This is a genomic window from Alteromonas hispanica, from assembly GCF_010500915.1.
GTDB classification, from domain to species: domain Bacteria; phylum Pseudomonadota; class Gammaproteobacteria; order Enterobacterales; family Alteromonadaceae; genus Alteromonas; species Alteromonas hispanica.
Genome location: NZ_JAAAWP010000002.1, coordinates 153077 through 170433, shown reverse-complemented (window position 1 = coordinate 170433; position 17357 = coordinate 153077). Strand labels below are relative to the sequence as shown.

Here is a 17357-nt window from a genome sequence, read left to right as displayed (position 1 = left end):
CGCCGATACCCTATACAGAGGTGAAAAGGTAGTGAGGAACTATTATGGCTATTAACAATATAAACAATGGGTTACCGAAAAATCCCGTTGATAATGGTAAGGTGTCTCAGCAAAATCAGACACAACAAGCGCAGCAGCAAGCTGCGTCAAAAACTGCAACGGCAGCTCCAGCACCCCGTCAAGATTCCGTTTCGTTAACGCAATCTGCTCAGCAGTTAAACCAAGTTCAGAAGAAAGGTACTGAAGCACCAGTGAATCAGGAAAAAGTGGACCGTTTGAAAAAAGCAATTCAAAGCGGTGACTACCAAATTAATCCTGAAGTACTGGCGAACAAGATCGCGAAAGCAGAAGCTGAAATTTTCGGTTCTAAGTGATTTGCGTTGCTGATGACTTTTGCGAATACACTCAGTGCTCAGTAGTGAGGGTGCAAGTGAGTATTCTTGAAATATGCCGCAGCATTTACAAAGAAAGTCACAGTGCTATGCTATCTGTAACATCTTTTTCAACGCACCGTATTTAAAAGAGAGCTTTCAGTGAGCGAGCAAACAGTAAACTTAACATCGATACTTCAAAACCAAGTGGACAAGTTAACTGCGTTGTCGGCACTATTAGAAAGAGAGCTACAGTTAATTAGCTCTCGCGAAGCTGAATCCCTCATGGCTTTGTTAGACGAAAAAGCTCAGTTGTTAGAAGACATCCAAAAGATAGATGCAGCGGCCGAAGCCTTAATTGACCAAGGGCAAACATATAGTGAGGAAGATGAGGTGCTTACAGAAAAAGCAAAGGCTCTTCTCGATGATTGCAAGTACCGCACACAGGTAAATCAAAAAGCCGTTGAGCAGGGTCAACTTCGGCTAACCCACCTTCGTAATTTAATGATGGAATTGCGCGCAAAAGAATCACTCACCTATGATAAGAAGGGAAAACCTAAAGGCGGTACTTTGGGTTCAGGAGTAAGTGCTTAGCTAGTAGTTACATAGCTAGTAGATAACTAGCTAAGCGCATAATGGTGCGATGTTGTTTTTAAAGTGATTTAGCAATTAGTAATAAGTGACGTTTTTAACTCTACGGGGTTTTGCTGTAGTCAGATAGATGTCGTAAACCCTTTTCATATCCAGCGTCAATTCTGTGACATAAGTGTCTTCTCCCACTGGATACGTTTTTACCACTTTTGCTCCTCGAATAACGCCGTCTACAGAAGCTCGTAAAGACTCGCTATTCACTACTAAGCTTGAAAGCGACTGCGAACCTTCGATACGCTGGCCATAAACTTGCTCTGCAAGCTCTCGGTAAGCTTCTAGCTTTGACGCCTTCATTGCCATTAGTCGCTTTACATTTGCATTGCTACCTTGCTGAGACTCGATGGGCGCATAACCAACAGCGGTGAGCACAGGATACGTATTTGGCTCGACACTTTCCCACTCAATATGTTTATCAATAACACCGCAACCTGTAAGCCCCATAGTAACGCCAATAAATAGGATGATTGTTCTCACTATTGCACTCACTGTTGATGTATGGACTGTTAGTAACTTCATGACACATATTCCTGTCTTAGCTATTGCCTTTTGGTTGCCACTTCTCGTATTGCTTTAGAACTCTGACAAGAGTGAAGTGCTTTAGCACCCTAGCTTGCGTTTTAACGTATGTGACAAAAAAGAAAAGCAAAATTTGTACCTAAACATCTTTACACTGGTAAACCCCTTCCAATATTTCCACCTAATTGCATTAAGGCACTTCTCAGTAAAGATATGGCATTGTTCTAGCATAACTTAGGTCATGTGCTCTGGTATCTCAGCGCAAAGTTTGAATTTCGCTTTACGTTTACTTTCTTTTAAAGCCAATTCTAGCTAAACATGCTTCTGGATTAGCACCTAAGTAATATCAAGAGGTCGACATGTTAAGTAACAAATCGAAAGTTTATGTCATGCTGCTTAATGCGGTCGTGGCATTGGTTTGCCTAGTGGCCTTTTTACATGGGCAGGCGCATGCCATGTGGTATGAAGCCAAAGGTCAGGCAATTATCTTAAATGGCGATAAAGAAGCGGCGAAGCGAGAAGCTATTGAAGAAGCGCTCAAGCAAGCCATGCTTTTCTCCGGAGCATCAGTGAATAGTGTTCAACAGCTCACAAATGGGCTTCTAGAAAACGAAGAACTGACAATTCGCAGTAATGGCGAAGTAGAACAAATTGAAATTATCGATGAAAGATACAATGGCGAGATTTTTACTGTCAGTATTAGAGCAGATATATTTCCAGCAACCAGAACATGTAATGCAGGTAATGATAAAAAACTTTTCGCCACTACATACTTTTTAATCCCAAATAGGCAGCAACTAACAGAAGGTAATATTAGACATTTTGATGAGGCTGTAACGAATAAGTTTGCCAAGCTTATGTCTGAAACCACTGATAACCTCAGGCTTGCCTATATTGCTCCTCATACTGCGAAGTTTAAAAGCGAGTACACTGAACAAAATGTTCGCTCGCTAGCACAATATGGTAATTCACAGTTCGCTATCATCGGCACTATCGATGACTTGAGTATTGATAGACAACCCGCCTCAGTATTCACCCCATGGAGCGACGACAAAGTAGATAGATACTTTGCTATTACATTAGAAGTCTTTGATGGCATCAATGGCGGAAGATTATTTACCAAATCATATAATACACATGCAGAGTGGACCTTCGACCGATTTGAGCAAATTGACGAGCATTCAAATTATTTTTGGCAGTCTATTTACGGCCGAAAAACTCAAGATTTATTACTTGACGCTATTCAAGATATTAAAGAATCGATTGCGTGTCAGCCAACGACCGGACGTGTAATCAATGTAGCAGGAGATATCATTTCTATTTCTCTTGGAAGGGATAATGGTATAGAAGAAAATGATGAGCTAATGCTATATCAGGCAAAAGAGATAATGGACAACAAGGGTAAAAAATTCCTCCAATACTCGCTCTACCCCGGTACATTTGTTGTCGAAAATACGTTTGCTAATTCTTCTACTATTATTCACAAACAGTCTGGACTTGTAGCCAACATTCAAGAAAATGACTTTGTAGTGAAAAAATGAAGATAAAAAGTAAGTAAACCAAAGGGTTCCGTATTCATCTTATCTAAGTATAATGTTGTGCTGTGTCCCTATAGTTTAACAGGATAAAACTGCGGCCTCCTAAGCCGCTGATCGAGGTTCGAGTCCTCGTGGGGACGCCACCACCGAAGGGTATTAAGCCATAGTACTCATCTTTTCAGCGTGAATGCATTTCATTGTAAAGAATCTCATCCATTGTCTCTTAGGTAAAACTTGTCTGGCCCCCATTATTTTTTGTTATTTGCATAAAGTGGGTAATACTTTAATAAAAAGTAGCTTTATGAACCGAAAGAATAATATGAATAACTTAAGTGAGTGCTGTTCATCTGAAAGTAATGAATCAGAAACAGAGGATGGCACAAAAGACGTCTGGGACGTGATAGAAATGCTCAATGAACCGGGCGCTATTTTTTAGCTTCCTATTTAAATGTTATTAGCTAATCCCTACATTGTGTTTTAGTGTATAAAACTATCCTTAGTAAGCATTATGAGTCTTTTTATTCGCTCGGTGCAGATTCAAGGTATTCACAAGGGGAATGTTAATGAGCCATTTCGAACGCGAAGAGCTAGATTCTTTTTTTGCTGAAATGCAAGATGTAAAACCCATTACCTCTAACGACAAAGCGTTACTGCATGACCCCGACGCAGCGCTGGCTGAAAAACAAAAGCGAGCCTCTCAGCAAATACAGGTTCGCGATACGCTCAAAAATCCATTAAGTATGGAAGGTGTAAAGCCAGTACCTCCCGATGAATTTATTCAGTTTCAGCAACCGGGAATTCAAGACGGCGTATTTAAAAAGTTAAGGCTAGGTAAATACCCTCTCGAGCTGGCTGTCAGTTTAGCGGGTAAAACACTGCAAGAAAGCCGAGAGCTTCTTTACAAGCAAATTTGTGCAGGTCATGAACGGGGTATACGGGCACTCATTGTGAAGCATGGAACAGGTGAAAACAGTAAGCCTTTCCCCGGTTTAAAGAAAAGCTATGTAAACCATTGGTTGCGTGAACTTGAGAAGGTTATTGCGTTTCACACTGCACAGCCTATGCACGGAGGTTTTGGCGCTACCTATGTTCTGCTAAAAAAGCATCCGCAACAAAAGCTAATAAATAGAGAAAAAAACAGAAAAGGCTGAGATGTTTACTGGATTGATTTACTATGAAAGTCGACTAAAACAGAACCTAGATACGTTCTTTGAAGTAAATAAGTAGGTTTGCTCAGAATGATTAAAGCCCGCCGTGAGTGACCTCATTGCGGGCTTTATTAATTTTTCAGACTACTTAACTGAAGATTGCACACTTAGCGTTGTTGGAGCTTCAGCAGATTTCGCAGAAGTACTAAATACAGCAGTGATAAACATCAACACCACTGCCACTGCGACTCCAGTCAAGCCAAACCCTTTTGAGGAACGATTCATTGTTCGTCTCTTATTATTTAAACTAGCATTGTTACCAATTGCTAGTGCAACCCAATTCAACTCCTGTAACCTAATAGCGTTCCGTGCTGCACTACAATAGATCAGTGACAAACCTATGACAAGGGTTAAAAACAACTTTTTGACACCTAAGCCAATGGTTTGACACTAATTCCCCCTAAATGATTACCCCACAAACTTACGGGCGTTTCTGAATATACGCATCCACGCTCCGTCTTCCTGCCAATCATCAGGGCACCATGAATTCGCTACCGCTCTGAATACACGCTCAGGATGCGGCATCATAATAGTGCTTCGCCCATCTGCTGATGTTAACCCCGTGATCCCTTGTGGCGATCCATTCGGGTTAGCTGGATACTGCATGGTCTGGTTACCATAATTGTCCACGTATCGAAGCGCAACATGTTCACCAGCGGCTTTCAGCATATCCTCAGACGCGAACTCAGCCTGTCCTTCACCGTGCGAAACCGCAATTGGCATACGAGAGCCGGCCATTGAGTCGAGAAGTACAGAATTAGACTTAGTCACCTCCACCATAGCGACACGAGCTTCAAAACGAGCCGACTGATTCGCAACAAAGTGTGGCCAATGTTCGGTACCAGGAATAAGTGACTTCAAATTCGACAACATCTGACAGCCGTTACATACACCCAAGCTAAACGTGTTATCTCGAGTAAAGAAACTCTCGAACTGATCTCTTGCCATGCTGTTAAACAAGATTGATTTTGCCCAGCCTTCACCGGCACCTAACACGTCACCATATGAAAAACCGCCGCATGCTGCTAACCCAGCGAAATCTTCAAGAGAGCGTCGTCCGGACAAAATATCGCTCATATGAACATCAATCGCATCAAAACCTGCTCGAGTGAAAGCAGCAGCCATTTCAAGATGAGAATTCACGCCCTGCTCTCTTAATATCGCAACTTTCGGTTTAATGCCCTTAGCAATATATGGAGCAGCAATATCCTCGTTTACATCGTAAGATAAAACAGCATGTAGCCCCGGATCTTTTGCATCCTGCTTGGCGATATGTTCTTGTTCAGCACATTGCGGATTATCACGCAGTTTTTGCATTTCAAAGGTGGTTGAAGCCCATGTAGTTCGCATTGCGACTCTACTATCAGCGAATACTGCCACCCCATTGCGATTAAACTCAATCATGTCGGTGGTATTAACAGTGCCAATTTCGTGCGTAATAGCAGCAATGTCGTTTTCAGCTAATACAGCACTCACCTTTTCAATGTCGCGGTCTAGCACTTGGATAACAGCACCAAGCTCTTCGTTAAACAAGACAGAGATATCACTACCAGACAATTTATCGAGAGCTATTGTTACTCCAGTTTTGCCTGCAAAAGCCATCTCAGCCACAGTTGTAAACAGACCACCGTCTGAACGGTCGTGATAAGCCTGGACCAGGTCTTGGCCAATTAATCTCTGCATGGCGTCAAAAAAGCTTTTTAGCCTAGGAGCAGAAACAACATCTGCTGGACTATCACCCAACTGATTGTAAACCTGCGCTAAGCAACTTGCACCTAAGCGGTTATTGCCTTCCCCAAGGTCGATAAGTAAAAGCTTGCTTTCGCCCTTGTCTGTTCTAAGCTGAGGTGTTAGCGTTTTGCGGATATCTTTCACCGCGCCAAAAGCAGTAATTACCAAAGATAGCGGCGACGTTACTGCCTTTTCTTCTCCATCGTCTTGCCATGCTGTTTTCATCGACATGGAGTCTTTACCTACCGGAATAGTGAGTCCTAACGCAGGACAAAGTTCTTCACCCACCGCTTTAACAGCCTCATAAAGACCGGCGTCTTCACCAGGATGCCCTGCCGCTGTCATCCAGTTTGCTGATAGCTTAATACGCTTGATATCGCCAATGTAAGACGCGGCAATATTGGTTAGCGCTTCGCCAACGGCCAAACGCGCAGAGGCGCCATGAGACAACAAGGCAACAGGGGTTCTTTCACCCATAGCCATTGACTCGCCGTGGTACGTATCGAAAGCACTCGCCGTTACCGCTACATCGGCTACAGGTACTTGCCAAGGGCCAACCATTTGGTCGCGATGAACTAACCCTGTTACTGAGCGATCGCCAATTGTGATAAGAAAGGTTTTTTCCGCCACAGTAGGAAGCGACAACACACGTGATACTGCTTCACTTATACTGATGCCGCTGTCATCGAATGCAGGAGAATGTGATGTGGCCGAAGTAACATCTCTATGCATTTTCGGCGGCTTACCTAGCAATACATCTAAAGGCATATCGATAGGTTTGTTATCAAATTGACTGTCGTTAAGGTTTAAGTGCTCCTCAACTGTAGCTTCACCCACAACTGCAAAAGGCGCTCGCTCGCGATGACAAATTGCCTCGAAAACAGGCATATTTTCCGGCGCCACAGACATTACATATCGCTCTTGAGACTCGTTACACCATAATTCTAGTGGTGTCATCCCTGGCTCATCAGACAGCACTTTTCTAAGTTCAAAGTTACCGCCACGCCCCCCATCGCTTACAAGTTCAGGTAAGGCATTTGATAAACCACCTGCACCGACATCATGAATAAACTGAATTGGATTATTTTCACCTAGCTGCCAACACGCATCGATAACTTCTTGACAGCGGCGTTCCATTTCAGGATTTTCGCGCTGAACTGAAGCAAAGTCTAAATCTTCGTTAGATTGACCCGATGCCATAGATGACGCTGCTCCGCCACCTAAACCAATGTTCATTGCTGGACCGCCTAGAACAATAAGCTTAGCGCCTACAGTAATTTCACCTTTCTCAATTTGATCGCGGCGGATGTTCCCTAAACCTCCGGCTAGCATGATTGGCTTGTGATAACCACGCACTTCTACGCCATTAAAGCTATTCACTTCCTGTTCGTAGGTACGGAAGTAACCCAAAAGGTTTGGACGGCCAAATTCGTTGTTGAACGCAGCGCCACCTAACGGACCTTCCGTCATAATATCGAGTGCACTAACAATGCGCTGAGGTTTACCATATTCGGTTTCCCATGGCTGCTCTAACCCAGGAATACGAAGGTTTGAAACAGTGAAACCCACTAAGCCTGCTTTAGGTTTAGAGCCGCGACCTGTGGCGCCCTCGTCGCGAATTTCTCCACCTGAACCTGTTGCGGCGCCGGGGAAGGGAGAAATGGCTGTAGGGTGGTTATGAGTTTCCACTTTCATAAGAATATCGATATTCTCATGATGGTATTCATATTGATGAGATTGGGGGTTAGGGAAAAATCGGCCAGCCTGCCATCCTTCCATTACTGCAGCATTGTCCTTGTAAGCAGAAAACACATTATCTGGCAGTATCTCATAGGTGTTTTTGATCATTTTGAAAAGAGACTTTTCCTGATCTTCTCCATCAATCGTCCAGCTAGCGTTAAATATCTTATGACGGCAATGTTCAGAGTTTGCTTGAGCAAACATATAAAGTTCTACGTCGGTTGGGTTTCTTCCCAATGTGGTAAAGCTGTCAAACAGGTAATCAATCTCATCATCAGCAAGGGCTAATCCTAAAGACACATTAGCTGCTATCAACGCACCTTTTCCATGTTCTAGTATTTCAACCGAAGTGAAACTTTTTGCTGTTGCTTGAGCAAATAATACGTTGGCGTCATCGGTATGTGTGAATACAGACTCTGTCATGCGATCGTGCAAGAAACTGGCAATCAAAGCAAAGTCCGCTTCACTCAACGCTTCTTCAGTATCTACGTAATATGCACAACCACGTTCAATGCGGTTAATATTTTCAAGGCTGCAATTGTGAGCAATGTCGGTGGCTTTTGAAGACCAAGGAGAGATAGTGCCGGGGCGAGGAGTGATAAAGAAAAGAGTTCCAGAAGGCGACTGCGTCTGCCTTGCGGGCCCATAAGTGAGCAATTTCTCTAGTATTTCTATTTGCTGTTTAGACAAACCACCTTGAGAATCTACTAGGTGAACATATTCACTGTAAAGGTTTTTAACCTTAACGCCGGATTGACCCAGCTTTGCAATCAGTTTAGTTTGGTTAAACTCTGATAGTGCGGGAGCGCCTCGAAGGACCAACATAGTGCTTTACCTGGTTGTTTGGAAACAACGACCACCAATGCGACGCGTTGCCTCTTAGATTGATGAGTAATTCGGCGCGGATTATAGAGCAATTATGGTCACTTGGTAACCTCAATACGCCCATACATGAATTTTTTTTGAAAATTTTTTAACTAACAATAAGAAAAGCGCTATGCAGGCACAACGCTATAAAAAGCACATTCGTACATATGCCCTACTCCTACTTTCTATTATATCTATCAGCTGCAGTGCCCCCTCTGTGCCCACTGCACTGTCACAACTACTCGATAGGAACTCTATCAAAGTGGGCACTGTTTATGGTGCTGGCACATTCTACAATGGCGCAGGTGGGCCACAGGGGTTCGAATATGAACTGCTGGCAGGGTTTGCAGACTTTCTTGGCGTAACGCTAGATTTATATCCGTTTTACAGTTACGAGGTCATGCTTGAGCAGCTTGAAGAAGGCAACCTCGACATTGTTGCAACAGGAGATGCAGTGACATCAGATTTGCAGCAACGTTTCGCCTACGGACCAGCATATCAGTATGTTGAGCAGCAGCTTGTTTTCAAGGCGGGAACAGACAGACCAAGAGATATTCAAACCCTCTCATCCCCCATTGTCGCTGTATCTGGAAGTAGTCAGGTTCACATACTCAATCAATTACTGGCTGATCAGCAAAAACCAGATTCACAAACAGCTATAGTCACTACCGAAGATTCTGATTCTGAAGAGTTGCTACAACAAGTGGCGCTAGGTGACATCGATTACACTATCGCCGATAGTAACCGTCTTGCACTTCAGCGCAGGCGTTACCCTAGTCTGGCTGTTGCAAAAACACTTCAAAGCGAGATGCCAATGGCGTGGGCAATGCCCCTTAACCAAGACGACTCTGTGAAAGCCGCCATTATCGAATATTTTGGAACTGTACATCAATCCGGTTGGTTTACTGTTTTAGAAGATAAGTATTTCGGCCATATTCGACAGTTTGATTACGTCGACAGTCGAGCATTTAAGAACGCAGCAGAGTCTACGCTCAAGCAATATCTGCCCTTATTCAAAAAATATTCTGGCGACTTAGATTGGCGTCTTCTCGCCGCGATGAGCTATCAAGAAAGTCACTGGGAACCCAACGCGGTTTCTCGTACTGGTGTGAGAGGCTTAATGATGCTCACACTAGATACTGCAAGCGATTGGGATGTTAGCGACAGAGTTGACCCTGAGCAGAGCATTCGCGGAGGCTCTCGCTATTTTGCTAGTCTATTAAGTCGAATTCCTGCGCGAATTGGCAGCCCAGATAGAACTTGGATGGCAATGGCCGCCTACAACATAGGAATGGGTCATTTAGAAGATGCGAGGGTGCTTACCGAACGTCAAGGTGGCAACCCAGATTTGTGGGTAGATGTAAAGAGGAGGTTGCCTCAACTGCGACAGAAGAAGTATTACCGTACCACTCGCTATGGCTATGCTCGTGGCGATGAAGCACTCCAGTATGTTGAAAATATTCGTCGTTACTACGACAGCTTAGTGTGGCTCGATGAACAAGATAAAATATAAGTCTATTGGCTATTGAAATATGTCATTTAAATGTCATCTCTGTACCGTAGGTTAATTGCGAAATTAGAATGACATATCCGTCATTTAACTTCCCAGCATTGTTAATTAAGGAAGTTTATATGAAGAAAAATAGATTTATGAAAAAAGGAGTTAGATTGAAAAACACTAACAGACGCAGACTGCTTATAAAACGCAGTCACCAGAAAGTATTGCATAGACGCAGACTATACGTTACCAACGACATGTTCACACAGTTAACACGAAGCACAGACTAATCTTGTTGTTGTGCTCTTTTTGCTTTTTTAGCCGCTTTAATTTCCTGCCTTCGCTTTTTAAAAAAAGCTGATATCTTCTCTGCGCATTCATCGGCAAGCACTCCCGAAACAATTTCAGCCTGGTGATTTAACGCCGGATGCTGGAGCAAGTTCATAACAGAGCCTGCTGAGCCGGTTTTTGCGTCCCACGCACCAAAAACCACCCGCTTGACTCTTGCATGTATTAACATGCCTGCGCACATTGAACAGGGCTCTAGCGTAACGTAAAGCGTAGCATCGATAAGTCTGTAATTCTGGATATGTTTCGCCGCTTGAGTAACCGCATGTATTTCTGCATGTGCTGTAGGATTGTGATCTCGTATCGGCGTATTCCATCCTTCTCCGACCACGGCTCCATTGATGACAACACAGGCTCCCACAGGTACTTCACCAATAGCTTCAGCCTTGTCTGCTAGCGATAAGGCATGTTTCATCCAGAAAACATCGTTCTCTTCTGTAGGTGTATTAACAGACAGCATCGTTTTTTCGTTAACCATTTATTCTTTTACCGTTTCTTCATTTACTTGCGGCAACATACCTTCAAGGCTCAAACTGACTACTATTTTGATACTCATTATTTTGACGATTTTAGTTACTAGTTCGTTAAACTCACTATTTAGATTGGTGAGTTTCATCAATGACAAGGTTGCTAAAATTCAAAAATACTTCTTAACCCACTAATAAGTATGAGTTTTCTAAAAATGGCAGTAAGCTTGCTTAGTAATTATTAAAACGTAGATACACGCTTTTCACCCTAGACACGGCAAAGCATGTAGACGCTGATAGCACAATGAAACTGTGGAAGGCCAATGTTTGATAGATTTCTATCTGCCTATAATCTGCCAACTATCAGCCTAATACCAAAAAATTACGTGCTGCGTTTTCTACTAAAGGCGTCAAAATTTTGCGTATAGTAACAAAAAGCGTGTACTGGTTGGCTAGCTAAATTAGTTAAACGAGACAAGTTTCTTGTTATCGACTACACTTTTTTAAAACTGTTTGAGAGGGATCACACTGTGAATTTAACTGCTATTGCTATCGTTGCTATTTGTGCTTGGGCGCTTGTGAGTATTATTGAAACTGCAAAAGACAAAAGTAAAAAGAAGATTAATGACAAGGAGTTAGGTACGTACAAAGCAGAAATTGCCGAATTGAAAGAGCGAGTTTCTGTGTTAGAAAAAATAGTTACAGACGAAAAGTATGACCTGAAAAAGCAGTTTACTGACCTAGAAAAAGACCGCGTTGCATAGAAAGCTATCTAACTCGCACTACCCTATATTTTCAAACGCCGGCATTCACAAGCGTCGGCTAATTGCTTTATTTATAAACGAGGGCTGACTGCGCTACTTATCATCGAGGGCTAATTGCCCTCGAGAAGTTTGCGCTCTGCTCGCTCTACGCGTCTAGGCTTGCCCGCAATAACGAGCACATCGTGCGCCTGTAATACTGCGTTTTCATCGGGCTCTTTTACTTCTTTACCGTTTCTGCGTAATCCTTTCACCGTTACGCGCATTCGCGCAAAATCAATATCCTTTATGGGCTTGCCGACATATGCCGCGTGCTCAGATAATACAACAGCGTGAATAAACTCAAGTTTATCCTCTGTGCCATAAGTTATCTCAGTGGTTTCACCAGGGTAGAAGCCGTGCATATGGTCGTAACGTCCTTTACGCTCTGCGCGCACTCGTTTTAGGATCCTAGACATAGGAACGCCGGCATAATGCAGCACTTGGGAAACGAGCATAAGGCTGCCCTCTTGCAACTCAGGCACAACTTGGTTTGCACCTGCAGAATAGAGACTGTCTAGCTGATAATCTCGCTTAGTCCTCACCATAACATCTGTTGTTGAAATAGTTCTTGCCTGCGTAATCACCTGCTTAGCTTTATCGACTTGGTCGAACGTAACTAACACTAATTTAGCTTGCTCAATAGCAGCACTAATTAAAATATCTTTCTGGCTGGCATCGCCAAACACGACAGGCTCACCGGCATTACGACTCTCGTGCACACGAACAGGGTCCATATCAATGGCCACAAATTTAATGCCTTCCATCTTCAACATTCTCGCGACTGATTGTCCGACACGCCCAAAGCCGCAAATAATAACGTGGTTACTCAGCGTATCATGCCTTGTGGGAGAGTCATCGTCAGTTAGCGTCATATCGCTTTTCACGATACGTTTCGCAATCACTACGCTGTTACTCATTAACCATGGCGTTAAGGCCATACTAATGACCCCCATACTTATAATAAGCGAGGACTGCTGGGTGGTTAGCACACCGTGGGTTGTCGCAAGGGCTGCAATAACAAAGCTGAATTCGCCAATTTGGCAGAGTTTAACGCCAGCAGACCAACCGTCGATAGGATCTGTTTTTACCAGCATTGACGCCACTCTAACTAATATGACTTTCACTAGCATCAATGCAAACACGCCAAAAACAATTTCGAATAGACTGTCCCACAACACGGTGAGATCGAGCTGCATACCAACCGTAACGAAGAACAAACCCATTAAGATATCTCTAAAGGGTCGAATATCCGCCTCTAGCTGATACTTGTATTGACTTTCTCCCAGCATCATTCCCGCTAAAAACGCACCCAGCGCCATTGATAGACCAAAATAGTAGGTTAACCCACCTGCCAATAGCGCAATTAAAATAGTGGTTAGCACAAACAGTTCATCGGTTCGTGTTCTCGCCACCTCCCTGAACACCCAAGGAAGCACCCACTTACCCACCGACATCAGAAAAGCGATGACGAAAACGCCTTTAAGCAACGCTTCACCGAGCGCTAACGCGATGCTGACCTCTCCTGTTTGTGCCAGCAATGGAATAGCGATAAGAAATGGCACCACAGCAAGATCTTGGAAAAGCAAAATACTAATAGCGAGTTGCGTGCGCCTGTTATTCAGAATTCCCATTTCCGTGGCTTGCTTGATAACAATGGCTGTGGAACTTAACGCAAGTGTGCCCCCTACGATGATTGATGCGCTAAGGGATAAGCCAAAAAAATAGGGAATACACGTAAACACAGCAGTCGTAATAACCATTTGACCTAAGCCCACACCAAAAACTAAGGAGCGCATAGCAAGCAATTTGGGTAAGGAGAACTCCAGACCCAGTGAAAATAGCAGAAAAACAATGCCGACTTCAGCAAGAAGATGCATCTGCTCGGGATGAGCAAAAACAGATAAGATTTGTGGCCCGGCGAGAACGCCCGCAAAAAGGTAAGCGAGAATTGGTGGTAGATGTACGCGCTTAAAGATGGCAACAGCACACACAGATATAAACATTAGAATAACTATATTTATAAAGCTCGTTCCCACGTTAACTCCGTTATTTGTTGTTAAATTTAAGAGCACAGCAGCGTCAAAAAAGAATTGGCACTTAGTTTGCTAATTCATAGTTAGATGTCTCGAATGACGACGTTTCAGAGCAATTAGGCTCTAGTTTATGACGATCTTTGCCGTCTTTGGCTACGCATGACGGCAAACCTAGCTTTTGTGTCAGTGATTTGACACACAACCGATGCAAAATATTGCGAAAAAGGGTACGCCGTGGAATTTTCAACGACAGTATACGATAGCACACACCATAGCAGCTTTTATCCAAGAGAGTCACAAGCACATGGACTTTCTGTTGCTGAGTTGACCTTGTTTATCAATCGGCTACTTTCGACGCTTGAGCTTGAAGAGCTTGGAACCTTATATTTTCAACAGCTCAATGCACTGCTTCCCGTTGCCGGTCTAAGTTTGACCGACTTCGACTCTCGTTGGGTGTTCGGTAACGCAAAAATATCTTCAACGCTCATCGATTTACCATTACAAGGCTCTGCATCAAGCAGCGGCGAACAAGCTCACGCTTATTATTACATTAGCTCACCCCTATCCTTGTCGCAACGAGAAATTTTATTCCAACTACATGATTTATTTGGGAAACAAGCAAAACATGCGGTTTCACATTTGCGCATGAAAGGAATGGCAACGAAGGACGCACTAACGGGCTTGGGAAATCGTATCGCTTTTGAGCAGTCAATGATGAGGCAGCGCAGTTGGGCCCAACGCAGAGACGAACCGTTTTCACTGTTGGTGCTCGACCTTGATAATTTCAAGCAAGTTAACGACAACTTCGGTCATAGTGAGGGAGATAGAGTTCTGGCTCATGTCGCTACACACTTGGTTAACGTATTGCGTGATGAGGACGAACCCTTTAGATTTGGCGGCGATGAATTCTGCTGTATCTTAGATTGTCAGACCGACCAACAGCTGTCGTGCGCAGCGGAACGCATTAAAACGAGCATCAGCACCTCTGAGTATTTGGCCAAACTTGGCGTATCATGCAGCTTAGGCGGTGCCCTTTATCGTATAGGCGACAGTACCAACAGCATGTTCGACCGTGCCGATAGCGCATTGTATAAGGTTAAAAATTCAGGAAAGAATGATTATCAAGCGGCCTAACAAGAACAAATAAACATAAAGAGTATAAAAACTTAGGCTGAATAAGTAATTATCGCTTTGGCTAGAGGCAATAATTTGCCGTTAAGGAAGACGTGTCTTTTTTGATGCTCTGTGCCAAGGCTTATTTTGCTTATCACCGCAAAAAACGCGTTCTATTTATGTTCTATGTGCACCTGCGTGTCGACACCAAGATTATTGTTTAAATACATACACTCGCCATGTACGATTAAAGCAACAGGCTCTTCCCCAACAAAAATAACAGGTACCCCCTCTCGCTCCCAACGAGGTATCTTCCAGACTTTAAACCAGTTTTTTAACTCTTTAGACACACCAGAGTGTTCTGGTTTAATTTTGAGGCTACGCATATCAGTCTTAAGTGATATTGTCGATTGGGCATCGTCAACCTTCACAGTCACCTCAAGCGAGAGCCACGGAAGAAGAACAGGCTTATTATTTTCAAAAGAGAGCGTTTTAGGAATGTCTAGGGTGCGCTTTGGTACCCAATATAAATCACCGTTCGACCGCGCTACTTTGCCCCACTTAAACGTCATCTCAGGTGTAGCATCTTGCTTTGCATTTAACATAGAGAGTAATTCTTCAAGCTGCGCTTTTGATGGCGCTAACTGCCCATTTTGCGTAAACCACAGTCGAATAACCGCCTTACGCCAGGATACAGATAACTCCGCTAACGCTGCACCATCGAGCTGTGTGGGTGATAACTGACAATGCTTTAAATAACTTGCAGCTGCATCAGTAATTAAATGAGATTGCTCGGCACACAGAAGCGCGCTACGGCTCACGGTTTTTGCCAGTTCTGGCCAGCGGGCAACTAAATGGGGAATGATGTCATTTCGCAGAAAGTTGCGATCGAAACTTGTTTCAAAGTTAGACTCATCTTCAACCCAACTTAAACCTTCCTCTCGGGCAAAACTCACAATATCCTGCTTTTTTAGATTCAGCATTGGTCGTAAAACCAAGGTGTTATTTCGCCACTGGGCTTCTGCCATTCCCGCGAGTCCATGCGGTCCTGCTCCTCGTTTAAGCTGCAGCAGCACGGTTTCTAGCTGATCTTCACTGTGTTGTCCAAGTAGCAAAACACCGCCAATTTGTTGGCAAACATCGAGCAAAGCATGATATCTCGCTTTTCTTGCTTCGGCCTCGATGCTTTTTCTCGCTGAAGTATCTACGTCGACTTTTTTAGAATGGAATTCAATATCGTTTATTCGACACTGCAGGTCGCAATGCTTAGTCCAGGCATCTGCGTTATCACTAAGGCCGTGATGAACGTGCACTGCGTGTAAATCACAGTGATGCTGCTCTCGGTATTCTAATGCGGCATGAAGGAGTACTGAGGAGTCAACGCCCCCGCTATACGCGATAACGAGGGGAGCATCTAATGGTTGGTTAGCCTCTAAAAGACTTGCAGCAATAGCATCACTAATCTGCACAATGACATTCGTCATTGTTGAGGGAACATCGTTTTCATACTTTGATTAGCAATAGCCAAATGACATAAGGCGCTGATAGCGCTCATCCAACAGCTTGCTGTTATCAAGCTCTTTAAGCTGGCTTAGCTGCTGCTTTAACACTGCTTTTAAGTTGGCGGCCATACCGTCATGATCACGATGCGCGCCACCTAAAGGCTCTTCAACAATGCTGTTGATAAGCCCAAGTTCTTTTATCTGCGGTGCACTTACACCCATTGCCTCAGCAGCTAATGGTGCCTTTTCTGCGCTTTTCCACAAAATAGACGCACAGCCTTCGGGTGAAATAACCGAATAGGTTGAGTATTGAAGCATGTTCACTCTGTCGCCAACACCAATAGCTAGCGCGCCGCCAGATCCACCTTCACCGATAACAGTACAAATGATCGGAACCGTTAACTCCGCCATCTCAAATAGGTTCTTAGCGATGGCTTCACTTTGACCGCGCTCTTCAGCGCCAACTCCCGGATACGCGCCCGGAGTATCGATAAAGGTAATAATAGGTAAATTAAAGCGCTCAGCCATTTTCATCAGGCGTAGTGCCTTGCGGTAACCTTCAGGCTTAGGCATACCAAAGTTGCGCCTGACTTTTTCGTTGGTATCACGACCTTTCTGATGACCAATAACCATAACCGGTTGGCCGTCTAACATGGCCGGTCCGCCAACGATAGCTTTGTCGTCAGCAAAGGCTCTATCGCCCGCCAACTCATCAAATTCGGTGAAAATTCGTGGAATGTAATCTAGCGTGTAAGGACGCATTGGATGCCTGGCTAGTTGAGAAACCTGCCATGCCCCGAGGTCAGAAAAAATCTTTTTAGTCAGATCTGCGCTTTTGCCACGCAGCTTATTTATTTCTTCCTCAATACCTACGTCGAACTCACCACCTTGATTAACCAACCTTAGCTCTTCTATTTTTGCTTCTAATTCGGCTATGGGTTGCTCAAAGTCCAAAAACTGTATGCTCATTT

Annotated in this window: 14 protein-coding genes and 1 tRNA gene; 8 read left to right on the top strand and 7 right to left on the bottom strand. The window is 43.9% G+C overall.

The window, feature by feature from the left end; genetic code table 11:
- Positions 1 to 44 precede the first annotated feature (44 nt).
- The gene (flgM, locus tag GTW09_RS03685; RefSeq protein ID WP_071979706.1) at positions 45 to 374 is read left to right on the top strand and encodes a flagellar biosynthesis anti-sigma factor FlgM; all 330 of its coding nucleotides are present in this window, start codon (positions 45 to 47) and stop codon (positions 372 to 374) included.
- Positions 375 to 533: 159 nt separating this feature from the next.
- On the top strand, positions 534 to 965 hold the full coding sequence (flgN, locus tag GTW09_RS03680; RefSeq protein ID WP_163110180.1) for a flagellar export chaperone FlgN: 432 nt from the start codon (positions 534 to 536) through the stop codon (positions 963 to 965).
- Between the two features lie 75 nt (positions 966 to 1040).
- On the opposite strand, the gene GTW09_RS03675 is transcribed toward flgN, so the two are convergent.
- Positions 1041 to 1538, bottom strand: coding sequence for an LPP20 family lipoprotein (locus GTW09_RS03675; protein ID WP_071979708.1), 498 nt, complete (start codon positions 1536 to 1538; stop codon positions 1041 to 1043).
- Positions 1539 to 1897: 359 nt separating this feature from the next.
- On the opposite strand from GTW09_RS03675, the gene GTW09_RS03670 reads away from it, so the two are divergent.
- The 3 genes from GTW09_RS03670 (at position 1898) to smrA (ending at position 4227) form a co-directional block, all read left to right on the top strand.
- The gene (locus tag GTW09_RS03670) at positions 1898 to 3079 is read left to right on the top strand and encodes a flagellar assembly protein T N-terminal domain-containing protein (RefSeq protein ID WP_163110178.1); all 1182 of its coding nucleotides are present in this window, start codon (positions 1898 to 1900) and stop codon (positions 3077 to 3079) included.
- 64 nt (positions 3080 to 3143) lie between these two features.
- A tRNA-Arg gene (locus GTW09_RS03665) sits at positions 3144 to 3219 on the top strand.
- Between the two features lie 420 nt (positions 3220 to 3639).
- On the top strand, positions 3640 to 4227 hold the full coding sequence (gene smrA / locus GTW09_RS03660) for a DNA endonuclease SmrA (protein ID WP_163110176.1): 588 nt from the start codon (positions 3640 to 3642) through the stop codon (positions 4225 to 4227).
- A gap of 141 nt (positions 4228 to 4368) precedes the next feature.
- On the opposite strand, the gene GTW09_RS17440 is transcribed toward smrA, so the two are convergent.
- Complete coding sequence (locus GTW09_RS17440; RefSeq protein ID WP_198033550.1) at positions 4369 to 4509, bottom strand: hypothetical protein; 141 nt, start codon at positions 4507 to 4509, stop codon at positions 4369 to 4371.
- Between the two features lie 183 nt (positions 4510 to 4692).
- The gene (gene purL, locus GTW09_RS03655; protein ID WP_163110174.1) at positions 4693 to 8580 is read right to left on the bottom strand and encodes a phosphoribosylformylglycinamidine synthase; all 3888 of its coding nucleotides are present in this window, start codon (positions 8578 to 8580) and stop codon (positions 4693 to 4695) included.
- A 172-nt stretch (positions 8581 to 8752) separates the two neighbouring features.
- On the opposite strand from purL, the gene mltF reads away from it, so the two are divergent.
- Entirely contained in the window at positions 8753 to 10135 is a 1383-nt protein-coding gene (mltF, locus tag GTW09_RS03650) for a membrane-bound lytic murein transglycosylase MltF (RefSeq protein WP_163110172.1), read from the top strand.
- Between the two features lie 271 nt (positions 10136 to 10406).
- On the opposite strand, the gene tadA is transcribed toward mltF, so the two are convergent.
- Positions 10407 to 10946, bottom strand: coding sequence for a tRNA adenosine(34) deaminase TadA (gene tadA, locus GTW09_RS03645; RefSeq protein WP_163110170.1), 540 nt, complete (start codon positions 10944 to 10946; stop codon positions 10407 to 10409).
- 519 nt (positions 10947 to 11465) lie between these two features.
- Between tadA and GTW09_RS03640 the strand changes: the two genes are divergently transcribed.
- Positions 11466 to 11699: a hypothetical protein gene (locus tag GTW09_RS03640; protein WP_163110168.1), complete on the top strand. Its 234-nt coding sequence runs from the start codon at positions 11466 to 11468 to the stop codon at positions 11697 to 11699.
- Positions 11700 to 11809: 110 nt separating this feature from the next.
- Here GTW09_RS03640 and GTW09_RS03635 read toward each other — a convergent pair whose 3' ends face one another.
- The gene (locus tag GTW09_RS03635) at positions 11810 to 13741 is read right to left on the bottom strand and encodes a monovalent cation:proton antiporter family protein (RefSeq protein WP_203565618.1); all 1932 of its coding nucleotides are present in this window, start codon (positions 13739 to 13741) and stop codon (positions 11810 to 11812) included.
- Positions 13742 to 14005: 264 nt separating this feature from the next.
- Here GTW09_RS03635 and GTW09_RS17735 point away from each other — a divergent pair, with 264 nt between their 5' ends.
- Complete coding sequence (locus GTW09_RS17735) at positions 14006 to 14905, top strand: diguanylate cyclase (RefSeq protein WP_163110164.1); 900 nt, start codon at positions 14006 to 14008, stop codon at positions 14903 to 14905.
- Between the two features lie 152 nt (positions 14906 to 15057).
- Here the strand turns inward: GTW09_RS17735 and tilS are convergent, their stop codons facing one another.
- Positions 15058 to 16368 carry a tRNA lysidine(34) synthetase TilS gene (tilS, locus tag GTW09_RS03625; protein ID WP_163110162.1) on the bottom strand — a complete coding sequence of 437 codons (1311 nt, stop codon included), beginning with the start codon at positions 16366 to 16368 and terminating at the stop codon, positions 15058 to 15060.
- Between the two features lie 30 nt (positions 16369 to 16398).
- A complete protein-coding gene (accA, locus tag GTW09_RS03620; RefSeq protein WP_163110160.1) occupies positions 16399 to 17355 on the bottom strand; it encodes an acetyl-CoA carboxylase carboxyl transferase subunit alpha in 957 nt (318 codons plus the stop codon).
- Positions 17356 to 17357: the final 2 nt, after the last annotated feature.